This is a genomic window from Actinoplanes cyaneus (assembly GCF_016862095.1).
In the GTDB taxonomy this organism is placed as follows: Bacteria; Actinomycetota; Actinomycetes; order Mycobacteriales; family Micromonosporaceae; genus Actinoplanes; species Actinoplanes cyaneus.
This window is the reverse complement of the sequence record NZ_BOMH01000058.1, coordinates 126,725-144,154: the sequence shown is the minus strand read 5'-3', so window position 1 is coordinate 144,154 and position 17,430 is coordinate 126,725. Positions and strand designations below refer to the sequence as shown.

At 70.2% G+C, this 17,430-nt stretch carries 10 protein-coding genes and 18 tRNA genes; 4 read left to right on the top strand and 24 right to left on the bottom strand.

Annotated elements, in window-relative coordinates; translation table 11 throughout:
- Positions 1-562 precede the first annotated feature (562 nt).
- Positions 563-1,195, bottom strand: coding sequence for a TetR/AcrR family transcriptional regulator (locus Acy02nite_RS35055; RefSeq protein ID WP_203751082.1), 633 nt, complete (start codon positions 1,193-1,195; stop codon positions 563-565).
- A 201-nt stretch (positions 1,196-1,396) separates the two neighbouring features.
- Here Acy02nite_RS35055 and Acy02nite_RS35050 point away from each other — a divergent pair, with 201 nt between their 5' ends.
- Entirely contained in the window at positions 1,397-2,164 is a 768-nt protein-coding gene (locus Acy02nite_RS35050; RefSeq protein ID WP_203751080.1) for an NADPH-dependent F420 reductase, read from the top strand.
- A gap of 199 nt (positions 2,165-2,363) precedes the next feature.
- Here Acy02nite_RS35050 and Acy02nite_RS35045 read toward each other — a convergent pair whose 3' ends face one another.
- Positions 2,364-3,935, bottom strand: a complete 1,572-nt coding sequence (locus Acy02nite_RS35045; RefSeq protein ID WP_239175471.1) for a DHA2 family efflux MFS transporter permease subunit — start codon at positions 3,933-3,935, stop codon at positions 2,364-2,366.
- A 133-nt stretch (positions 3,936-4,068) separates the two neighbouring features.
- The gene (locus tag Acy02nite_RS35040; RefSeq protein ID WP_203751066.1) at positions 4,069-4,662 is read right to left on the bottom strand and encodes a CPBP family intramembrane glutamic endopeptidase; all 594 of its coding nucleotides are present in this window, start codon (positions 4,660-4,662) and stop codon (positions 4,069-4,071) included.
- Between the two features lie 127 nt (positions 4,663-4,789).
- Here Acy02nite_RS35040 and fusA point away from each other — a divergent pair, with 127 nt between their 5' ends.
- Positions 4,790-6,811, top strand: coding sequence for an elongation factor G (gene fusA / locus Acy02nite_RS35035; protein ID WP_307872301.1), 2,022 nt, complete (start codon positions 4,790-4,792; stop codon positions 6,809-6,811).
- A gap of 125 nt (positions 6,812-6,936) precedes the next feature.
- On the opposite strand, the gene Acy02nite_RS35030 is transcribed toward fusA, so the two are convergent.
- The 3 genes from Acy02nite_RS35030 to Acy02nite_RS35020 form a co-directional block, all read right to left on the bottom strand.
- Positions 6,937-7,362, bottom strand: a complete 426-nt coding sequence (locus Acy02nite_RS35030) for a hypothetical protein (RefSeq protein ID WP_203751061.1) — start codon at positions 7,360-7,362, stop codon at positions 6,937-6,939.
- 41 nt (positions 7,363-7,403) lie between these two features.
- A complete protein-coding gene (locus tag Acy02nite_RS35025) occupies positions 7,404-8,126 on the bottom strand; it encodes a ZIP family metal transporter (RefSeq protein WP_203751058.1) in 723 nt (240 codons plus the stop codon).
- 186 nt (positions 8,127-8,312) lie between these two features.
- Positions 8,313-9,251: a collagen-like domain-containing protein gene (locus Acy02nite_RS35020; RefSeq protein ID WP_203751044.1), complete on the bottom strand. Its 939-nt coding sequence runs from the start codon at positions 9,249-9,251 to the stop codon at positions 8,313-8,315.
- Between the two features lie 178 nt (positions 9,252-9,429).
- Here Acy02nite_RS35020 and Acy02nite_RS35015 point away from each other — a divergent pair, with 178 nt between their 5' ends.
- The gene (locus Acy02nite_RS35015; protein WP_203751043.1) at positions 9,430-14,571 is read left to right on the top strand and encodes a beta strand repeat-containing protein; all 5,142 of its coding nucleotides are present in this window, start codon (positions 9,430-9,432) and stop codon (positions 14,569-14,571) included.
- A gap of 320 nt (positions 14,572-14,891) precedes the next feature.
- Here Acy02nite_RS35015 and Acy02nite_RS35010 read toward each other — a convergent pair.
- The 18 genes from Acy02nite_RS35010 to Acy02nite_RS34925 form a co-directional block, all read right to left on the bottom strand.
- Positions 14,892-14,964, bottom strand: a tRNA-Arg gene (locus tag Acy02nite_RS35010).
- Between the two features lie 205 nt (positions 14,965-15,169).
- Positions 15,170-15,241 (bottom strand) — tRNA-Val (locus Acy02nite_RS35005).
- Positions 15,242-15,320, bottom strand: a tRNA-Met gene (locus Acy02nite_RS35000). It lies immediately after the preceding tRNA gene.
- A 2-nt stretch (positions 15,321-15,322) separates the two neighbouring features.
- Positions 15,323-15,395, bottom strand: a tRNA-Lys gene (locus tag Acy02nite_RS34995).
- A gap of 3 nt (positions 15,396-15,398) precedes the next feature.
- Positions 15,399-15,487, bottom strand: a tRNA-Ser gene (locus Acy02nite_RS34990).
- An 8-nt stretch (positions 15,488-15,495) separates the two neighbouring features.
- Positions 15,496-15,569: transfer RNA gene (locus tag Acy02nite_RS34985), tRNA-Pro, on the bottom strand.
- A 10-nt stretch (positions 15,570-15,579) separates the two neighbouring features.
- Positions 15,580-15,653 (bottom strand) — tRNA-Ile (locus tag Acy02nite_RS34980).
- 5 nt (positions 15,654-15,658) lie between these two features.
- A tRNA-Ser gene (locus Acy02nite_RS34975) sits at positions 15,659-15,749 on the bottom strand.
- Positions 15,750-15,753: 4 nt separating this feature from the next.
- Positions 15,754-15,825: transfer RNA gene (locus Acy02nite_RS34970), tRNA-Asp, on the bottom strand.
- A gap of 13 nt (positions 15,826-15,838) precedes the next feature.
- A tRNA-Ala gene (locus tag Acy02nite_RS34965) sits at positions 15,839-15,911 on the bottom strand.
- A 10-nt stretch (positions 15,912-15,921) separates the two neighbouring features.
- Positions 15,922-15,995: transfer RNA gene (locus Acy02nite_RS34960), tRNA-Leu, on the bottom strand.
- Between the two features lie 19 nt (positions 15,996-16,014).
- Positions 16,015-16,087 (bottom strand) — tRNA-Thr (locus Acy02nite_RS34955).
- A gap of 11 nt (positions 16,088-16,098) precedes the next feature.
- A tRNA-Gln gene (locus Acy02nite_RS34950) sits at positions 16,099-16,172 on the bottom strand.
- 15 nt (positions 16,173-16,187) lie between these two features.
- Positions 16,188-16,261, bottom strand: a tRNA-Gly gene (locus Acy02nite_RS34945).
- Position 16,262: 1 nt separating this feature from the next.
- Positions 16,263-16,337, bottom strand: a tRNA-Glu gene (locus tag Acy02nite_RS34940).
- Positions 16,338-16,350: 13 nt separating this feature from the next.
- Positions 16,351-16,423 (bottom strand) — tRNA-Arg (locus Acy02nite_RS34935).
- Positions 16,424-16,434: 11 nt separating this feature from the next.
- Positions 16,435-16,507 (bottom strand) — tRNA-Ala (locus Acy02nite_RS34930).
- A 99-nt stretch (positions 16,508-16,606) separates the two neighbouring features.
- Positions 16,607-16,678, bottom strand: a tRNA-Trp gene (locus Acy02nite_RS34925).
- Positions 16,679-17,210: 532 nt separating this feature from the next.
- Here Acy02nite_RS34925 and Acy02nite_RS34920 point away from each other — a divergent pair.
- Entirely contained in the window at positions 17,211-17,384 is a 174-nt protein-coding gene (locus Acy02nite_RS34920) for a hypothetical protein (protein WP_203751042.1), read from the top strand.
- The last annotated feature ends 46 nt before the right edge of the window (positions 17,385-17,430 follow it).

Genomic DNA, 17,430 nt, shown 5'->3' with positions numbered 1-17,430 from the left:
GGCCGGGCGCCGACCCCGTCTGGAACGCTCGACGCACTAATTTGTAGATGACTCGTGGCCCATTCTGCGAGCACCGAACAAGTCGATCCGATAAAGATCTTTAACAGTACGGCGCGGCGCAGCTCAAAAGACATTCGTGCCACGCCGACGAGCACGGGACACCTACATAAAGTAACCGCCTGAAACGCTCCGTGCACGTTCTGTCGGCCGTTCGACGGAGGCAAGTCCACCAGATCAACGAATCCGGGGCCCGAAACGGGGAAGTAATCCCACCGACACCCGCTGTAAATTACATTCAAAACCTACTAAGTACTGACTTTTCGGACATTCGCGTTCACATTCTTACCGCTTTTCATTCCTCGCATCACTCACGTCCCACATTCGATCATCAGGAAAAGATCTCTCTACCGACCGATTCCGATCAGCACCATTCGATCTTTATCGCGCGGGCAGCAAAAGCAAGCGGGCAGCAAGAGCAATGAGCCTTTTCCGCCCGGCGGGCAGGCGAAATCAGCGGCCCGTGATGCCACCGTGGACGCTGGTGCGCCTGCCGAGTCCCCGGCTAGACGCGCGCGTCAGTACCCACGCCGGGCTCGGGCAGAGGTTCGGTGTTGCGGCTGCTGAGGCCGTCGAGCGAGATGCGTAGCAGGCGGCGCCACTTGCCGGGGTGGCTGTCCGCGGTGGTCAGGACGGCCTGGCTCACGGAGCCGCTGAGCAGGAACAGGTCCTCGGTGGTGACGCCGGAGCGCAGAACTCCGGCGTCCACGCAACGGGTGCGTAGCTCGTCGATGATCGCGTAGCAGCGCTGGACGCAGGCATCGCTGGGGCCACCGGTGGTGGCGAAGCTCTCGACGACGGCGCGGTTGCCGGCCTGGGTGTCGAGCAACTGCTCGAAGAAACCGGTGAGGGCGCGCCAGGGATCCTCGGTGGCCACCGCCCACTGGTAGGCGTCGGTGAGCCAAGCGTCGAACTGCCGTTCCAGGACGGTGACGAGCAAGGCGTCCTTGGTCGGGAAGTGACGGTAGAGCGTGCCCATGCCGACACCGCTGCGCCGGGCGATCTCCCGGACGTCCACACCGCCACCGCACTCGGCGAAGACCTCACCGGCCGCCTTGATGATCGCGGCACGGTTGCGCTCGGCGTCGGCGCGGCGGCCGGGCCTGGGCGCGGGAGCGGCATGGTCGGCGAGCGTCACGGCGTCCAGCCTACGACATGACCCACCTGCCGGAGCACACGCTCCGTTTGTGACCCGGACGACAGGAGCAGGCGCTCCGTTTGATGCTAGCTTCAGGCGGAGCAGTCGCTCCGATTGATCGAGTCACTGGTCCGGGCACCACCCTGGCTCGACTTCCGCACCACCGGCGGACGATCCGTCCGCGAGATGAGGAGACCTTTCATGGCAACACTCGGCATCATCGGCGCCGGCGCCATTGGCACCACCCTCGCCCGGCAGGCAATCGGGGCCGGTCTCGACGTCGTCCTGGCCAACTCCCGCGGCCCGGAGACTCTCGCCGCGACAGTGGCGCAACTCGGCCCACGGGCCCGTGCCGCGACCCCGGAGGCAGCGGCCCGAGCCGGCGACTGGGTGGTGGTCAGCATCCCGCTCGCCGCATACCGGCAGCTTCCTGCCGCTGAACTGGCCGGCAAGGTGGTGCTCGACACGAGCAACTACTACGCGACGCGCGACGGTCACCTCCCCGCCCTCGACTCCGGCGACGTCACCACCAGCGAACTCGTCCAACAGCACCTGGCCGGAGCGAAGCTCGTCAAGGCCTTCAACAACATCAGCGACCACCACATCCCCGCGTTGGCGCGCCCGGCCGGCGCGGTCGACCGCACCGCGCTGCCCATCGCCGGCGACGACCCGCAGGCCAAGGCCGGCGCCGCCGAGCTGATCAGCCGGCTCGGCTTCGGCACCGTCGACGCCGGCCCGCTGGCCGAGAGCTGGCGCTTCGAACCCGAGACCGACGCCTACACCGTGCCGTACGCCGCCGACCCCGACGCCATCAGGAGCGCCTGGGCACAGTTCGCCGAAGCGCTGCGCTCCGGCACTCCCCCGCAGCTGCCTGCCGCGGGCCCGGGCGTCCCGCTACCCGCGGCCCGGCTGCGCACCCTGCTCGCCGGCGCGTCCCGCAAGCTCACCGCCGACCGCGTGATCGCCTAACGAACGGCTCCGGCCGGTCCCGCGTTCGGTGGACGAGCCGCAGGCCGCCGCCGAACGCGGGACCGCTCGACCCGTGGCTCGCCCCGGCGGCCGCGAACAGCCGGCCGGGAGGAGCGTGACCCGATCCCGCATGCCGGAAACGACGGTGGCGCCCCCGGGAACCGGGAGCGCCACCGAACGAGAAGCCGGAAACGGGCGATCAGTGCATGATGACCGGCGTCGCGGCGGCGTCCGCCTCGGTCAGCTGGGACGCCTGGCGCCTGCGCGGCAGGAAGAACGCCGGGATCAGCGTCAGCAACGTGAGCCCGAACCCGACCCAGAACGTCGTGGCGAACGAGTCCGCCACGAACTGGAGGCCGCGCTGCAGCAGATCGGGCGGGAGCTGCTGGGCGATGGCCGGGTTCTGCTGGGCGGCGATGGCGGCGCCGGCCTCGGTGACCGCGCTGCCGTCGGCCGGGTTCTTGAAGCCGGGGATGACCGCTGACTCGTTGAGCTGGTTGGTCAGGATCACCGACATCAGCGCGGTGCCGACCGAGCCGGCGATCTGCTGCAGGATGTTCAGCAGCGTCGAGCCGCGCGCCACCTCCTGGTTGGTGAGCGTCTTCAGCGCCGACGTCATGATCGGCATCATGGTGCCGCCCATGCCGAGGCCCATCACGAACAGCGAGCCGCACAGCAGCACGTACGACGTGTCCGTCCCGACCTGGGTGAACGTGAAGAACCCGGCCGCGATCAGCAGCAGCGCGAACGGGACGGTCCGCCCGACCGGCACCTTGTCGGCGAGCATGCCGGCGATCGGCATGGTCACCATGGCGCCGATGCCCTGCGGCGCCATCAGCAGACCCGCGTGGAGCGTCGACTCGCCGCGCACCTGCAGGAAGTAGCTCGGGAAGAGCAGCCCGGCGCCCATGAACGCGATGGTGAAGACCGCGAGGGTGACGGTGGCGACGGTCAGGTTCCGGTTGCGCAGCAGCCGCAGGTCGAGCAGCGGATGCTTCGGCTTGAACGAGTACAGGATGAACGCGACCACCAGCAGCACGCCGGCCAGCATCGGCAGCCACACCTTGGTCGCCGTGACGGTGCCCTCGCCGGGGATGGAGGACACCCCGTACAGGAAGGAGGCCAGACCCGGGGAGAGCATCAGCATGCCGAGGAAGTCGAACGACTCGGACGGCTCCGGGCTGTCCTTGGCCAGCGCCCACCACGCGTAGACCAGCGCGATCGCGCCGATCGGCAGGTTGATCAGGAAGATCCAGTGCCAGCTGGCCACGTCGATCAGCCAGCCGCCGAGGATCGGGCCACCGATCGGGCCGAGCAGCATCGGGATGCCGAGCACGGCCATCAACCGGCCGATCCGGTCCGGGCCGGCGGCCCGCGTCATGATCGTCATGCCGAGCGGCATCAGCATGCCGCCGCCCAGGCCCTGGAGCACCCGGTAACCCACGAGCTGGCCGATGCTGTCGGCGGTGGAGCAGAGCAGGGAGCCGATGGTGAACAGCAGCAGCGCGGTCATGTAGAGGCGCTTGGTGCCGAAGCGGTCGGCGGCCCAGCCGGTCAGCGGGATGACCGTGGCCAGCGCCAGGGTGTACCCGGTCATCGTCCAGGCGACCTCGGCATACGTCGCGTTGAACGTCTCCTGGAACTTGGGCAGCGCGACGCTGACCACGGTGATGTCGAGGATCGACATGATCGCGCCGAGGACGACGACCCCGGCGATCTTGAGAACGGCGGCGTCGAGTTTGGCCGGCGCTGCCTCGGCTTGGCTAGTCAAAGGAAACTCCAAAGTCAGCAGATCCCGGCGGGTGCAACCCCCTGACCCGCCGTGTCTCGGCCGCGAGCCTATACGCCGTACAACGTGCTCACCGCCCATTTATCGACCACCCGACTGTGGCCCTCCCCACTGATCAACTTCGCTGGGTACGGGAGCGGGAAACGCGAGCCGCGGCGAGCACACCGAGCCCGTCGGCGGCCCAGTGCACGAGCACCGGCGCGAGCAGTCCACCGCCGAGCGCCCGCAGCACTCCGAGCACCACTCCGGCCACCGCCGTGAAGAGCGCGTCGGTCCACGGCCGTTCCGGGGCGAGATGCCAGAGGCCGAAGAGCAGGGCGGTCACCCCGGTAGCCCAGACCGGGCCGTGATCACGGTCGATCAGCCCCCACAGCACGCCGCGGAACGCGACCTCCTCGACGACGACAGTGGCCAGCGGCACCGAGACGAGCGCGGTGTACCAGGGGCGGTCGTACGTCGTGCGGAAGAACCGGCGGGCCGCGGGCAGCCGCACCGCGACGGCGTACCCCATGGCGATGATCGTGGCCCCGCACAGGCCGTACCAGAAACCGGAAAGCCGGAGCCCCGCCTGGGCCGAGGTGAGGCCGGAGACCGTGACCAGCAGAGCGGCGGCGAGCGGCCCGGTGACGGGCTGAGCCCAGCCGGGCCCGGTCCGCGCCCAGATCCGGACCGCGACGATGATCGCCAGGACCGCGACGAGAACGCCCACGACCTCACCGTAAATCGGTCGCCGTCGCGGCGCGCGCCGAGTAGCTTTCGACCCGACCGCACGACTGGAAAGGGGGACCCGATCATGTGGACCCCCGTGTCGCGATTCGACCTGATCCTCGTGTCTGGTGTGCCCGGCCCCGGCCGCGCCACCGGGGTTGGACGTTCCTGACCGCACGGCTGTTCTCTCGCCGGTGGTGGGGCAGGCGCACGTCCCTGACCGATCGGCCTCGAAAGAACGAACCATCATGCGTGTCCGCAATCTCGGCATTCTCGCCCACGTCGACGCCGGCAAGACCACTCTGACCGAGCGCATCCTCTTCACCACCGGCGCCACCCACAAGAAGGGCGAGGTTCATGACGGTACGACTGTCACCGACTTCGACCCGCAGGAGCGCGACCGTGGCATCACCATCTTCGCCGCGGCCGTCAGCTGCGACTGGGCCGGTCATCGCCTCAACCTGATCGACACCCCCGGGCACGTGGACTTCTCCGACGAGGTGGAGCGTTCGCTGCGTGTGCTGGACGGCGCGGTCGCCGTGTTCGACGGCGTGGCCGGTGTGGAGCCGCAGTCCGAGGCGGTCTGGCGGACGGCGGATCGGTACGGCGTCCCGCGGATCGCCTTCGTCAACAAGCTCGATCGTGCGGGTGCGTCGTTCCCGGCGGCGGTCCGGTCCATCCGCGACAGGCTGGACGTCGTCGCGCTGGTCGTCCAGGTGCCGATCGGTGCCGAGAACGAGTTCCGCGGCGTGATCGACCTGGTCGGCAGGCGCGCGTGGGTCGACGGCGACCCGTCCGTGATCACCGAGATGTCGCCGGAGGTGGCCCGGGCACGCCGCGCTCTCGAGGAGCAGGTCGCCGAGTTGCACCCGGCCGCGCTGGAGGAACTGGGCGACATCTCGGACTCGACCCTGCGCGCGGCCATCCGGGACCTGACGCTGAAAGGCGAGGCGGTCCCGGTCCTGTGCGGCTCCGCCTACCGCGACAAGGGCATCGAGCCCCTGCTCGACGCCATCGTCGACTACCTGCCGGCGCCCGCCCCGGCGGGCGGCGATCTCGCCGCCCTCGTCTTCAAGGTGCACACCACGAGGACCGGACGGCTCACCTACCTGCGCGTCTACGACGGCACGATCACGAAGGGGGACACCGTGTGGGACGCGGGCGCCGGCCGCGCCGAACGCATCGCCCGCATCCTGCGGGTCCAGGCCGACCGCCACACCGAGATCGACCGGGCCACGGCCGGTGACATCGTCGCCGTCGCCGGGGTGAAGTCCGCCCAGGTCGGTGCGACCCTCTCCCGCCGCGCGCACCCCGTGCTGCTGGAGGCCCCGCGAATCACCGACCCGCTGGTGTCGGTCGCCGTCGAGGCGCGCACCGGAGCCGACGGCCAGCGCCTGCCGCAGGCACTGGCGGCGCTGGCCGAGGAGGACCCGTCGCTGACCGTCCGCGTCGATGCGGAGACCGGCCAGACCCTGCTCTCGGGTCTGGGTGAGTTGCACCTGGAGGTGGCCGTGGAGAAGCTTCGCCGGCGCACCGGCCTGGTGATCACCATGGGCCGGCCGCGGGTCGCCTACCGCGAGACCGTCCATCGTGGAGTGACCGGGTCGCTCTACCGGCACGTCAAGCAGGACGGCGGGTCCGGCCAGTTCGCGCACGTCGTGCTGGACGTCGCGCCGGGCGAGGGCTTCACGTTCACCTCGGCGGTGACCGGTGGCCGCGTCCCGGCCGAGTACATCCGCGCGGTCGAGGCGGGCTGCCGGGAGGCGCTCGCCGAGGGCCCGCTCGAAGGTCATCCGGTGGCCGGCCTGCGGGTCACGCTGACCGACGGGCAGACCCATCCGAAGGACTCGTCGGAGCTGGCGTTCCGCACGGCCGGCAAGCTCGGCCTGCGCGAGGCGCTGAGCGCCTGCGAGATGGTGATCCTCGAACCGGTCGCCGAGATCACGGTCAGCGCACCGGCCGAGACCCTGGGCGCTGTCCTCGGCGATCTCGCGGCCCGGCGGGGCCAGGTCACCGATTCGGGGGTACGGACGGTGACCGCGCTCGTGCCCCTCGCCGAGCTCTTCGGCTATGCGACGCGGCTGCTCAGCCGTACCCACGGTCGTGGCTCTTTCACGAGCCGCCCCGCCGGTTACCGCCCGGCGGCGTGACCTGAGGACGGGTCCCGGTGTGTCACTGCCGACGCGCCGGGGCCTGTCTCCCCGTCACCCGAGCAGCCCGCCATTTCGTGCCGGCCCGGGCAGGGCCTGCGTCCCGGCGGGCGGAGCGTGGCCGGTCAGGCAGCTTCGGCGACGCCGGACGTGGTGACCGGCGGCGCGGTGGGGCCCAGACGCAGCAGGGTGCGCGACGGCTCCACCGGGATCGGGGCCGCGCCCGCCCCCGTCTTCGGCAGCGGCCGGCGAGGCTGCACCCGGCCCGAGCTCCCGCCCCGCCCCGGATAGACCAGCAGCCCGTTCACCGGGTCGGGCACCGCGTCCAGGGCGGCGCGAACCGCCGGCAGATCACGGAACTCCGTGAACCGCTCGTCGCTGCGGAAAGCGATCTCGAACAGGACACCCCAGCTGTGGCGGTGCCACTCCCAGTCGTAGGCCCCGTGCGTGACGGCGGCCTCGACCAGCGCGTTACCGAACGAACCCTGCCAGCGGGCGGCGGAGGACCGCGGCCCGTCGAATACCTCGATCGACCACCAGTGCAGCTCCATGCGATCCAATGTACGACCGCGACACCCCGCCGGGATGCCGTTCAAAGTGCCGAAAGCGCGATCGACACGGCGAATCCGCCGACCACGAACAGCCCGGTGAGGACACCTTCCACCTCGTACGCCTCGGGCAGCAACGTGTCCGACACCATGGCCAGCAGCGCACCGGCCGCGAACGCCTGCACCAGCGCGCCGGTCGTCCCGGACGCCGGGTCCAGCAGCAGGTAGCCGGCCGCCGACGCGACGGCGGACACCGCCACCACCAGCGACCACATCACCAGCACCCGGCGCTGTGGCCAGCCCGCCGCCCGCAACCCGCTGGACGACGCCATCCCCTCCGGCAGGTTGGACAGCAGCACCGCGGCGAGCAGCGCCACGCTGACCTGTCCCTGCAGGACGGTCAGCCCCAGCACGAACGACTCCGGAATGCCGTCCAGCACCGACCCGAGCACGATCGCCAGCGGTGAACCCCGCGCCTGGGCGCCGTCGGCGTCCTTGCGATCGCCACCGCCGCGGCGGCTCAGCAACCAGTCACCGGCAGCGAAGACCAGCGCGCCGACCAGCACGAACAGGCCGACCGCGGCGACCGTCCGGGTCCGCAACGCCTCGGCGACCAACTCGAACGAGACCGAGCCGAGCAGCAGCCCGCTGCCCAGCGCCATCACCGCGGTGGTCAGCCTGCGCCCCGGCCCCGTCCGGTACGCGATCAGCACGCCGATCAGCAGGGCCGACGCTCCCAGGGCGCCCCACAGGAACGCCTCGATCATGCGGACCGCACGGCCGGATGTCCGTTGAGCACGCCCGCCTCCCAGGAACGACGACGCGCCCAGTGTCATCCGGCACGCCGCCTCCGCCATCACTCACGGCGGGTGATTCCGGGCCGTCCACCCTGATGGGGCGCGGGTCAGCGCCGGGTCACCTGCGCTGACCCCCCACAGTGGATGGCACGGGGTCTACTGGAACCACACCGTCCAGGCAGCCGGATGCGAGATGGCTCCGGTCGCTGCGCGGATCACCAGGGCCGTGTCGTCAGGGCAGCCCACCGACGCAATGTACGCCGGCGTCGGCCTGAGGCGGCTGAACGTGCTCTGGCCCACCGACGGCTGCGAGCTGGTCGGCGCAGTCGACCATTCCACCGCGGCCGAATCCGTGACCTCGTACTGCAGCAGGAAGGAGGTTGCGCTCCCGGGGACGCCATCGACGCAGAAGTAGGTGGCGTTGCCGGACCTGACGCTGGTCTCGGAAAGGCCGGGCGTGGTGGCAGACATGTCGAGGGCGTCCTCACACGTCTGGGGAGAACAGGTGAGGTATCCGAACCGGATGGTCGAGACCGCGCTTCCGGGTGTACCTGCCGGGCCCGGAACTCCTTGCGGACCCTGCGGGCCGGTGGCGCCCTTCCCACCTTGCGGGCCGGCGGGGCCTGCCGGGCCGGTTTTCCCTTGCGGGCCGGTGGCACCCTGCGGGCCCTGTGCACCGACGGGGCCTGCCGCACCCGCAGCGCCGTCGCTTCCCTGCGGACCGGTCGCGCCCTGGGTTCCCGCGGTGCCTTGCTGGCCCGTCGCGCCTTGCTGGCCCGTCGCGCCTTGCGGGCCGGTCGCGCCTTGCGGGCCCATCGCACCCTGCGGGCCGGTCGCACCTTGCGGGCCGGTCGCACCTCGCGGGCCGGCGGGTCCGGCGACGCCTTTGGCATTCCAGCTGATCGGCGTCCAGTTCTTGGAGCACTGTTGTGCGCTGGAGTTGCGGAGCTTCACTTCTCCGGCACTGTTCCGGCAGGCGTAGATCGTACTTTCCTGCCCGCTGACCGCGGCGCTCGCGGAAGCTGTACCCGCCACACCGACGGTCACCGCAACAGCAGCCGCGGCGGTCATCACCCTGTGCTTTCCTGAGGTCATAAGCCGAGGGTTGCGCCGCAAGGATGCACGAAGGGCGTTCGACGGTTGCAGCTCGGTCGCAGCCCACGCCGCGAGGCGAAGGCAGACGCCATGGCGCTTGTCGCCGCGGACGACCTGCCGCTGACCAGTCCGCGCATTCCGCGACAAAGACGAACAATGCCCGCTTAGCCTCGGTGGCGTGGGGTTACGCCGGGCAGCCATGGCCCTGATGGTCGCGGTCCTTCTGGCGGTGACGATGCTGACTGTCGGCCGCGCCGGGGCCGCCTTCCCGACGCCCTTCCGGGACCGATTCGACGCGAACACGAACGGTTCGATCATCCTGCGCGGCAACGCGAACCTGACCTGCCTGCTGACCGGCCAGCCGACCTGCACGCAGGCCCGCAACGGCACCGCCACCGGAGCGGTCGCGAACAACAACAGCTACACGATGGCGTACACGGACGTCGACACCAACCTGCTCACCTTCAACTCCAGCATGGCGACGCTGGACATGCCGCCCGGCAGCACCGTGTTGTTCGCCGGCCTGTACTGGGGCGCGGACTCCCTTTCACCGTTGCGCAACCAGGTCCTGTTCAGCGCGAACGGCGGAGGCTCGTATCAGCCGATCACCGCCGCGACGCTGTTCCCGAACGGCAGCATCTACCAGGGGTTCGCCGACGTCACCGCCCAGGTGGCCGGCATCGGCAACGGCGTGTACGGGGTGGCCAACATCCAGGCGTCGATCGCGGCCGGCTCATATGCGGGGTGGTCGCTGGTGGTCGCGTACCACAACGCCGCCCAGGACATGCGGGCGCTGCGCGTGTACGACGGGTTCGACCAGGTCTCCGGCGGCAACACCGACATCCCGGTCACCGGCTTCGAGACCCCGCACACCGGCACCGTGCACGCGAAGATCGGCGCGGTGGCGTACGAGGGTGACCGTGGCACCCCCGGCGACAGCCTGAAGGTGGACGGCCGGCCGCTGTCCGACGCGCAGAACCCGGCGACCAACTTCTTCAACAGCACGGTCAGCGACACCGGTACACCGGTGGGTGGGCGCAACCCGGGCTACGACAACACGCTCGGCTTCGACGTCGACCAGGTCGACGCGACAGGGATGTTCACCAACGCCGCCACCTCGACGACGCTGACGCTGACCACCACCGGCGACCAGTACTACCCGGGCGTCATCACCTTCGCCATCGACCTGTACGCGCCCAACATCACCACCACGCCCTCGGTCGCCGACCTGAACCTCGGCAACCTGGTGCCCGGCGACGTGCTGGAGTACCGCATCACGGTGCGCAACGAGGGCAACGACACCGCCGACGGCGTCACGCTCAGCGACGCCGTCCCGAACTACACCACCTATGTCCCCGGGTCGCTCAGGGTCGGGGGCGCCCTGGTCACCGACGCGACGGGCGACGACGCCGGCTCGTATGCGGCGGGCGTGGCCAAGTGGACGCTGGGCAGCATTCCCATCGCCGGCACCACGGTGGTCACGTTCCAGGTCATAGTCCAGCCCGGCGCACCGGCCGGGTACGCGATCACCAACCTGGTGAACGTCGCCTACTCCGGGCGCAGCAGCGGGGTGAGCGTCGCCGCCACGGGCGCGACCAGCTCCAGCACGGTGTTGCAACCGCACCAGGACCTTGCCGCGGCGCTCGGCGTCACGCCCGCCTTCCTGCAGAGCGCCGCCATCCCGGCCGCGGTGACCTACACGGCGACGGTCACCAACACGACCGGCGACATGGAACCGGCCGCCACCGCCACGCTCACCCTGCCCGCCGGCGTCACGCCCGGCGCGATACCGGCCGGCTGCTCGGCCGCCGGGCAGGTGGTCACCTGCGCCCTCGGGCCGCTGGTCGCCGGCAGCTCGGCACGTGCCACGGTGCCGGCGACCGTGAACGGGTCCGCGGCGGCGAGCACGGTCGCCACCGTGCGGGCCGGCGGAACGGGCGCGGACGCGAACAGCACCAACGACGCTGCCACCGCCACGCTCGTGATCAACAGCCCGCCCGACGCCGTGGACGACACTGATACGACGCAGTTCGGCACGCCCGTCACGATGACCGTGAACGCCAACGACAGCGATCCGGACGATTCGATGTCCGTCTTGGTCTACTCGGTGTCCGGGCCGCCGTCGCACGGCGTGGCGGTGGCACACAGCGACCAGAGCATCACCTACACACCGGCCGCGGGGTGGTCGGGCACGGACACGTTCAGCTACCGGGTGGACGACCCGCACGGCGGCTCCGCCACCGCCACCGTCACGGTGACCACGAGCAACGCACCGCCGGTCGCGAACGACGACATGGTGAACACCCCGACGAACACGCCGGTCACCGTCGACGTGTTGCAGAACGACGTGGATCCCAACGGCGACCCGCTGACCGTCGACGCGGTCACCCAACCGTCGTCCACCGAGGGCACGGTGACCTTCACGGCCACGGACGTCACCTTCACGCCGGATCCCGTCTTCGCCGGCCCGGTGACGTTCACCTACACGGTGAGCGACACCAGCGGCGACACCGCGACGGCAGTCGTGTCCGTCGACGTGGAGAACGCCGCGCCCACCGCGGCCGACGACCAGTTCCCGGTCAGCTACACGGCAGCACAGGCCGGCGTGGTGCTGCCGGCGGCCGCGAACGACACCGACCCGAACAACGACCCGCGGACCGTCACGGCAGCCGATCAACCGGCACCGGGCAAGGGCACCACGTCGCTCTCCGCCGGGGTGATCACCTACACCGCGCCGCTCCGCTTCTCGGACGTCGCGACGTTCCGCTACACGGTCAGCGACGGCCGCGGCGGCACGGACACCGCGCTGGTTACGGTCGTCGTCGCGAACGCGCCGCCGGTGGCGCAGACGTTCGTGACCACCACCGGCTACCGCACCCCGCGCACCCTGGACGTGATCGCCGTGGCCACCGACCCGAACAACGACCCGCTGCACGTCTCCGGCGTGACCGCACCGGCGCACGGCGTGGTCACCCACGACCCGACCGGCAAGATCACCTACCTGCCCGACGCCGGCTACTCCGGAACGGACTCCTTCGCGTACACCGTCGACGACGGCAACGGCGGAACGGACACCGCTACCGTGACGGTGACCGTCGCGAACGCGCTCCCCTACGCCCGGGACGACGCGGTCACCGCCGTCGCCGGCCCGCCCGTGGCGATCGACGTGCTGGCCAACGACGACCCCGATCCGAACGGCGACCCGCTGACCGTCGCGATCGACGTCGCCCCCGGTCACGGCGGCGCCACGGTTGACGCCGATGGTCAGGTGACCTACACCCCGGCCGCGCACTTCTTCGGGGTGGACACCTTCCACTACACGCTCGACGACGGCAGCCACACGCTGGTGGGCGCGACCGTGACGATCACCGTGGTGAACGTCGCGCCGACCGCCCGGCCGGACTCGGCGGGCACCGGCACGAACACCGCCGTGGTGGTGCCGGTGCTGGCCAACGACGAGGACCCGAACGGCGACCGCGTGACGGTGACCGTGGTGAACGCGGCCGCGCACGGCACGGTCACCGCGAACGTGGACGGCACGGTCACGTACGTACCCGCAACCGGCTTCTCGGGCACCGACGCGTTCGTGTACTCGATCGCAGACCCGAGCGGGCTCGCCGACTCGGCCACCGTCACGGTCATCGTGCGCAACGCGCCGCCGACCGCGGCCGACGACACATTCCCCGTCCTGCCGGCGGCGGCCGCCAACCTGCCGGTGCTGGCCAACGACAGCGACCCCAACACCGGGCAGGTCATCACCGTCGCGTCCGCCACCACATCCGCGAAGGGCACGCTCACCCTGGCCGGCGGAGTGCTGACCTACCGGGCGAACCGGGGCGCGGCCGGAGTGGACGGCTTCGACTACGTGATCACCGACGATCGGGGCGCGACCGCCACGGCGCACGTCACACTGATCATCAACGGCGCGCCGGCCGCCGCCGACGACGCCGTGTCCGTGCCGACCGACACCGCTGTCGACATCGCGGTCACCGCCAACGACACCGACCCCGAGGCGCAGCCGCTGCAAGTCGCCGCGGTGAACACCCCGTCGCACGGCGCGACCCGGATCAACCCGGACCAGACGGTGGAGTACCGGCCGGATCCCGGCTTCTCCGGCGCCGACTCCTTCGGTTACACCATCACCGACAACGCGGGCAACACGGCGTCCGCGCAGGTCACCGTGCAGGTCGAGAACGCGGCACCGACCGCGCGGCCGGACACCGCTGCCTTGCTCTCCGACCGGTCCGTGCTGGTCGACGTGCTGGCCAACGACAGCGACCCCAACCCGGGGCAGACGGTGACCGTCGTCTCGGCCGGCCCGCCGGCGAACGGCACGGCGGTCTTGGCCGCGGGCGGCATCAGGTACACCCCGGCACGCGGCTACGTCGGCCCCGACACGTTCACGTACGCCGTCAGCGACGGCAACGGCGGCACGGCGACCGGGACCGTTGCCGTCACCGTGTCGAACGGCGTGCCGGTGGCGGTGCCCGACGAACGCCGGACGCCCTTCGAGCATCCGATCGCCGTGGACGTGCTCGCCAACGACCTCGATCCGGCCGGCACGCTGGCCGTCATCTCGGTCGACGTACCGGACCGGGGCACGGCGACCTTCACCCCGGGCACGGTGACCTACACGCCGCCGGTGGGGTTCTCCGGAACGGCGACGCTCGGCTACACGGCCGTCGACGACGCCGGGCACCGTACCGGCGCGGCGATCTCGGTCCTCGTCGGCGTACCACCGTCCGTGCCGAACAAGCAGACCACCGTGCTGGACGGCCAGTCGGTCAGCATCCGGCTGCCGATGACCGGGCAGGACGGAAGGCCCGTCAGCCTCACCGGGATCGGCCGGCCGCAGCACGGCAGGGCGGTGATGAACGCGGACGGTACGGTCACCTACGTGCCGGATCCCGGCTTCAGCGGCACCGACGAGTTCACGTACCAGGTGGTGGACGCCAACGGCAATGTGGCGCAGGCGACGGTGCACGTGATCGTCCCACCGCCGCCGGCACCTTCGCCCTCGCCACCGGCGCCGCCCTCGTCAACAGCGTCGCCCTCGCCGTCGGCGTCGCTCTCGCCATCGACGTCCGCGTCCGCGTCGGGTCGACCCCGGCCGAGCCGGACCACACCGCACCCGACCACACCGCGCCCGACCTCGACACACCAGCCCTCGCCGGGCGGGACCACCCGGCCACCGGCCTCGCCCGTCACCGGGCCGAACGCGGCGGCCGTCTCGCTGGGCGGCCTGTGCATCATCGCGCTCGGCGCCACGCTCTACCGACTCGCCGGCCGGCGTACGGGGGAACCGCCCACCGGCGACTGACGCCGCGCGGCCTCACCCCGGGACCACGACCTTGCCGGCGCGTACGTCGCAGGCCCCGGTGTCGAACCGGGCGAACCACCCTTATGAGGAGCGGCTGGGAACCCAGCGCCCGCCTGCGCAAGCCACAGCGGATGACACATACCCACCAGAACCGGCGGCTCGATGACCGCAGCACCGGCTCAGGCAGACGCCGAGGTGGTGCTCGACACCGCCGGTCCGCAATGCCCTCGATCACTCGGGTCACGAACGTCGAGGTCCCGGTAGTGAAAGGCCGGCAGACAGGACCACCGTCCGGTCAGCCGTGGCGCGGTTGTTCGATGTGCCCCCGGCTGGACTCGAACCAGCGACCCCGGCGCTCGGAACGCCGTGCTCTCTCCGCTGAGCTACGAGGGCGGGGCGCGCCCGCATGAGAAGCGGGTGCGCGTGCGGTGCACGGCCCTGTCGGCAGATCGTGACCGCGGGAGGTGAAGCGAACCACGCGGACCGGTCTCCCCCGAGGTGATCGGGACGCGTGACAGGGTGCCGGGCCGGATTCGAACCCGCACATGCCCTGGGTGAAAACCAGGTGACTCTCCCTATTCGCCCACCGCGCCAGGCGTGCCCCGAGCTGGTATCGAACCAGCGACCTCCGCCCTGTCACGGCGGCGCTCTCCCCCTGAGCTATCCGGGCTGGGAGCAGGGGTGGGATTCGAACCCACGACTTCCGGCTCATGAGGCCGGCGAGGACGACCGAACTCCTCCACCCTGCGCGTACGCCGCCGGGGACTCGAACCCCGAACCCGCTGATTAAGAGTCAGCTGCTCTACCCGTTGAGCCAGCGGCGCATGAGGAGACGACGGGAGTCGAACCCGTACGAGACATCGCTGCCTCCGACCGCTTTCGAGGCGGTGGCCGGCGCCCATCGGCTGGCGTCTCCCTCGAACGTCGGGATGGCGGGATTCGAACCCACGACCCCCGGTTCCCGAAACCGGTGCGCTACCAAGCTGCGCCACATCCCGTTCACTGCCGTGTCGCCGGGTGGGCTCGAACCACCGGCCTCCGCCTTATCAGGGCGGCGCTCTGACCTGCTGAGCTACGGCGACAAACGCGGAGAGCGAGAGATTCGAACTCTCGGTGCAGGTCGTGACCCGCACTACGGATTAGCAATCCGCCGCCATAGGCCGCTCGGCCAGCTCTCCATCGCGCCCTGTGCCGGGATCGAACCGGCGACCTCGCGCTCGACAGGCGCTTGCTCTCCCACTGAGCTAACAAGGCAAAAGGTGGACCGTGGACCCGGCCGGAGTCGAACCGGCTGCCTCCGCTGTGCGAGAGCGGCGCTCTACCAACTGAGCTACGAGCCCTTGACGTACGTACCCGGAGCGCGATTCGAACGCGCACTGCCACCGTTCTGAGCGGTGTGCCTCCTGCCGTTGGGCTACCCGGGCGGGACAAACAATGGTGCAGAGCCGGAGACGGGATTCGAACCCGCTGCCTCTCGATTACGAAACGAGTGCACGACCGATCGTGCTCCACCGGCGTGGGACAAAGCTGCGGGCGGAGGATTCGAACCTCCAACCTTCCGTTCCAGAGACGGATGTGCTGCCGGATTGCACCAGCCCGCAAAGGTCGTACCGAAGAGTGGCTACCGGGGGTCGAACCCGGGACCTCCGCCATGGCGAGACGGCGCTCTACCGCATTGAGCTACAGCCACGTCGCCCGTCCGGGGGTCGAACCCGGTCTTCCGGAGTGAGAGTCCGGTGGTCTAACCTTCCGCAGCCTCACGGGCGTCAATGCACAACGTGTCCCCGGAGAGATTCGAACTCCCGACCCCCGGATCCGTAATCCGGTGCTCTATCCGCTGAGCTACGAAGACGTGATGGTGCGTGGACCTGGGCGGATTCGAACCGCCGACCCCCGGTCTGCCGAACCGGTGCGCTACCAGCTGCGCTACAAGCCCATTGTCGGTACCGGCCGCCGGCGGCATGAACTGCCGGCGGCCGGGCGAAGACATGGATATGTGCCATCCACTGTGGAGTTGTCAAAGAGCATGAGAAAGCACGGGCAGCAGGATTCGAACCCGCATCTAACAGTTTTGGAGGCTGTCGCTCTGCCGTTGAGCTACACCCGCGGGGCAAAAGAAAACCGCCCGGTCCCGAACGGGAGGGCGGCTGATCGACGCTAGCTGGATTGCTAGCTTCGCCACCACTCCGGGCCACTCTTCGGTTCACGGTGAACCGGCAGATCCAGGATCAGGCTCATTCGGGGCTGACCGGACCGCGCCGTGACGCTCTCAGCTCGCAGCGTCTCGCGCTGCGACATGCTCGAGGCCTGCCACCGCATGATCTTCACCCCTTCCCTGATCGTTTCACCCGGCCGGCGTTTCGGCCGCCCGGCTCGCTTGTGAGAACTACGTTAAGCCGCCGTCCCGCAACGGGCAACGCAATTACTCGCTGAATCTGGAATTGCTCGAACGAGCCGGCCGGGGTCCGCCCGTGAGCTTCACGAGCGGGCCGCGCGGGGCGGGACTCCCCCGGACGTACCCCCTGGGCTTGCCTGAGAAGTTAGGGTGCCTAACCTTCAAGCACGGTCGCACGTCGATCCAGTGACTACCGGGGGCATGGGCACGGCTACATGAAGATGAAACGGGTATGTCCCCGGTCATGAGTGATCTTGACCCTGAGGGCTTCGCCGAGTTCGTGACCACCGATGGGCCCGGGTCGGCCGACGCCGACCGGCAAGGACCCGACGAGCCCGCACTGGAGGAACGACCCGAGCCGGTGAACGACCTCATCCAGCGCTCCCCCGAGGAGCCGGACGAGGGGTCGTACCGATAGAGCAGACGCCGGGCCCCGCTGCCCGGGGCCCGGCGTCTTCTACCTC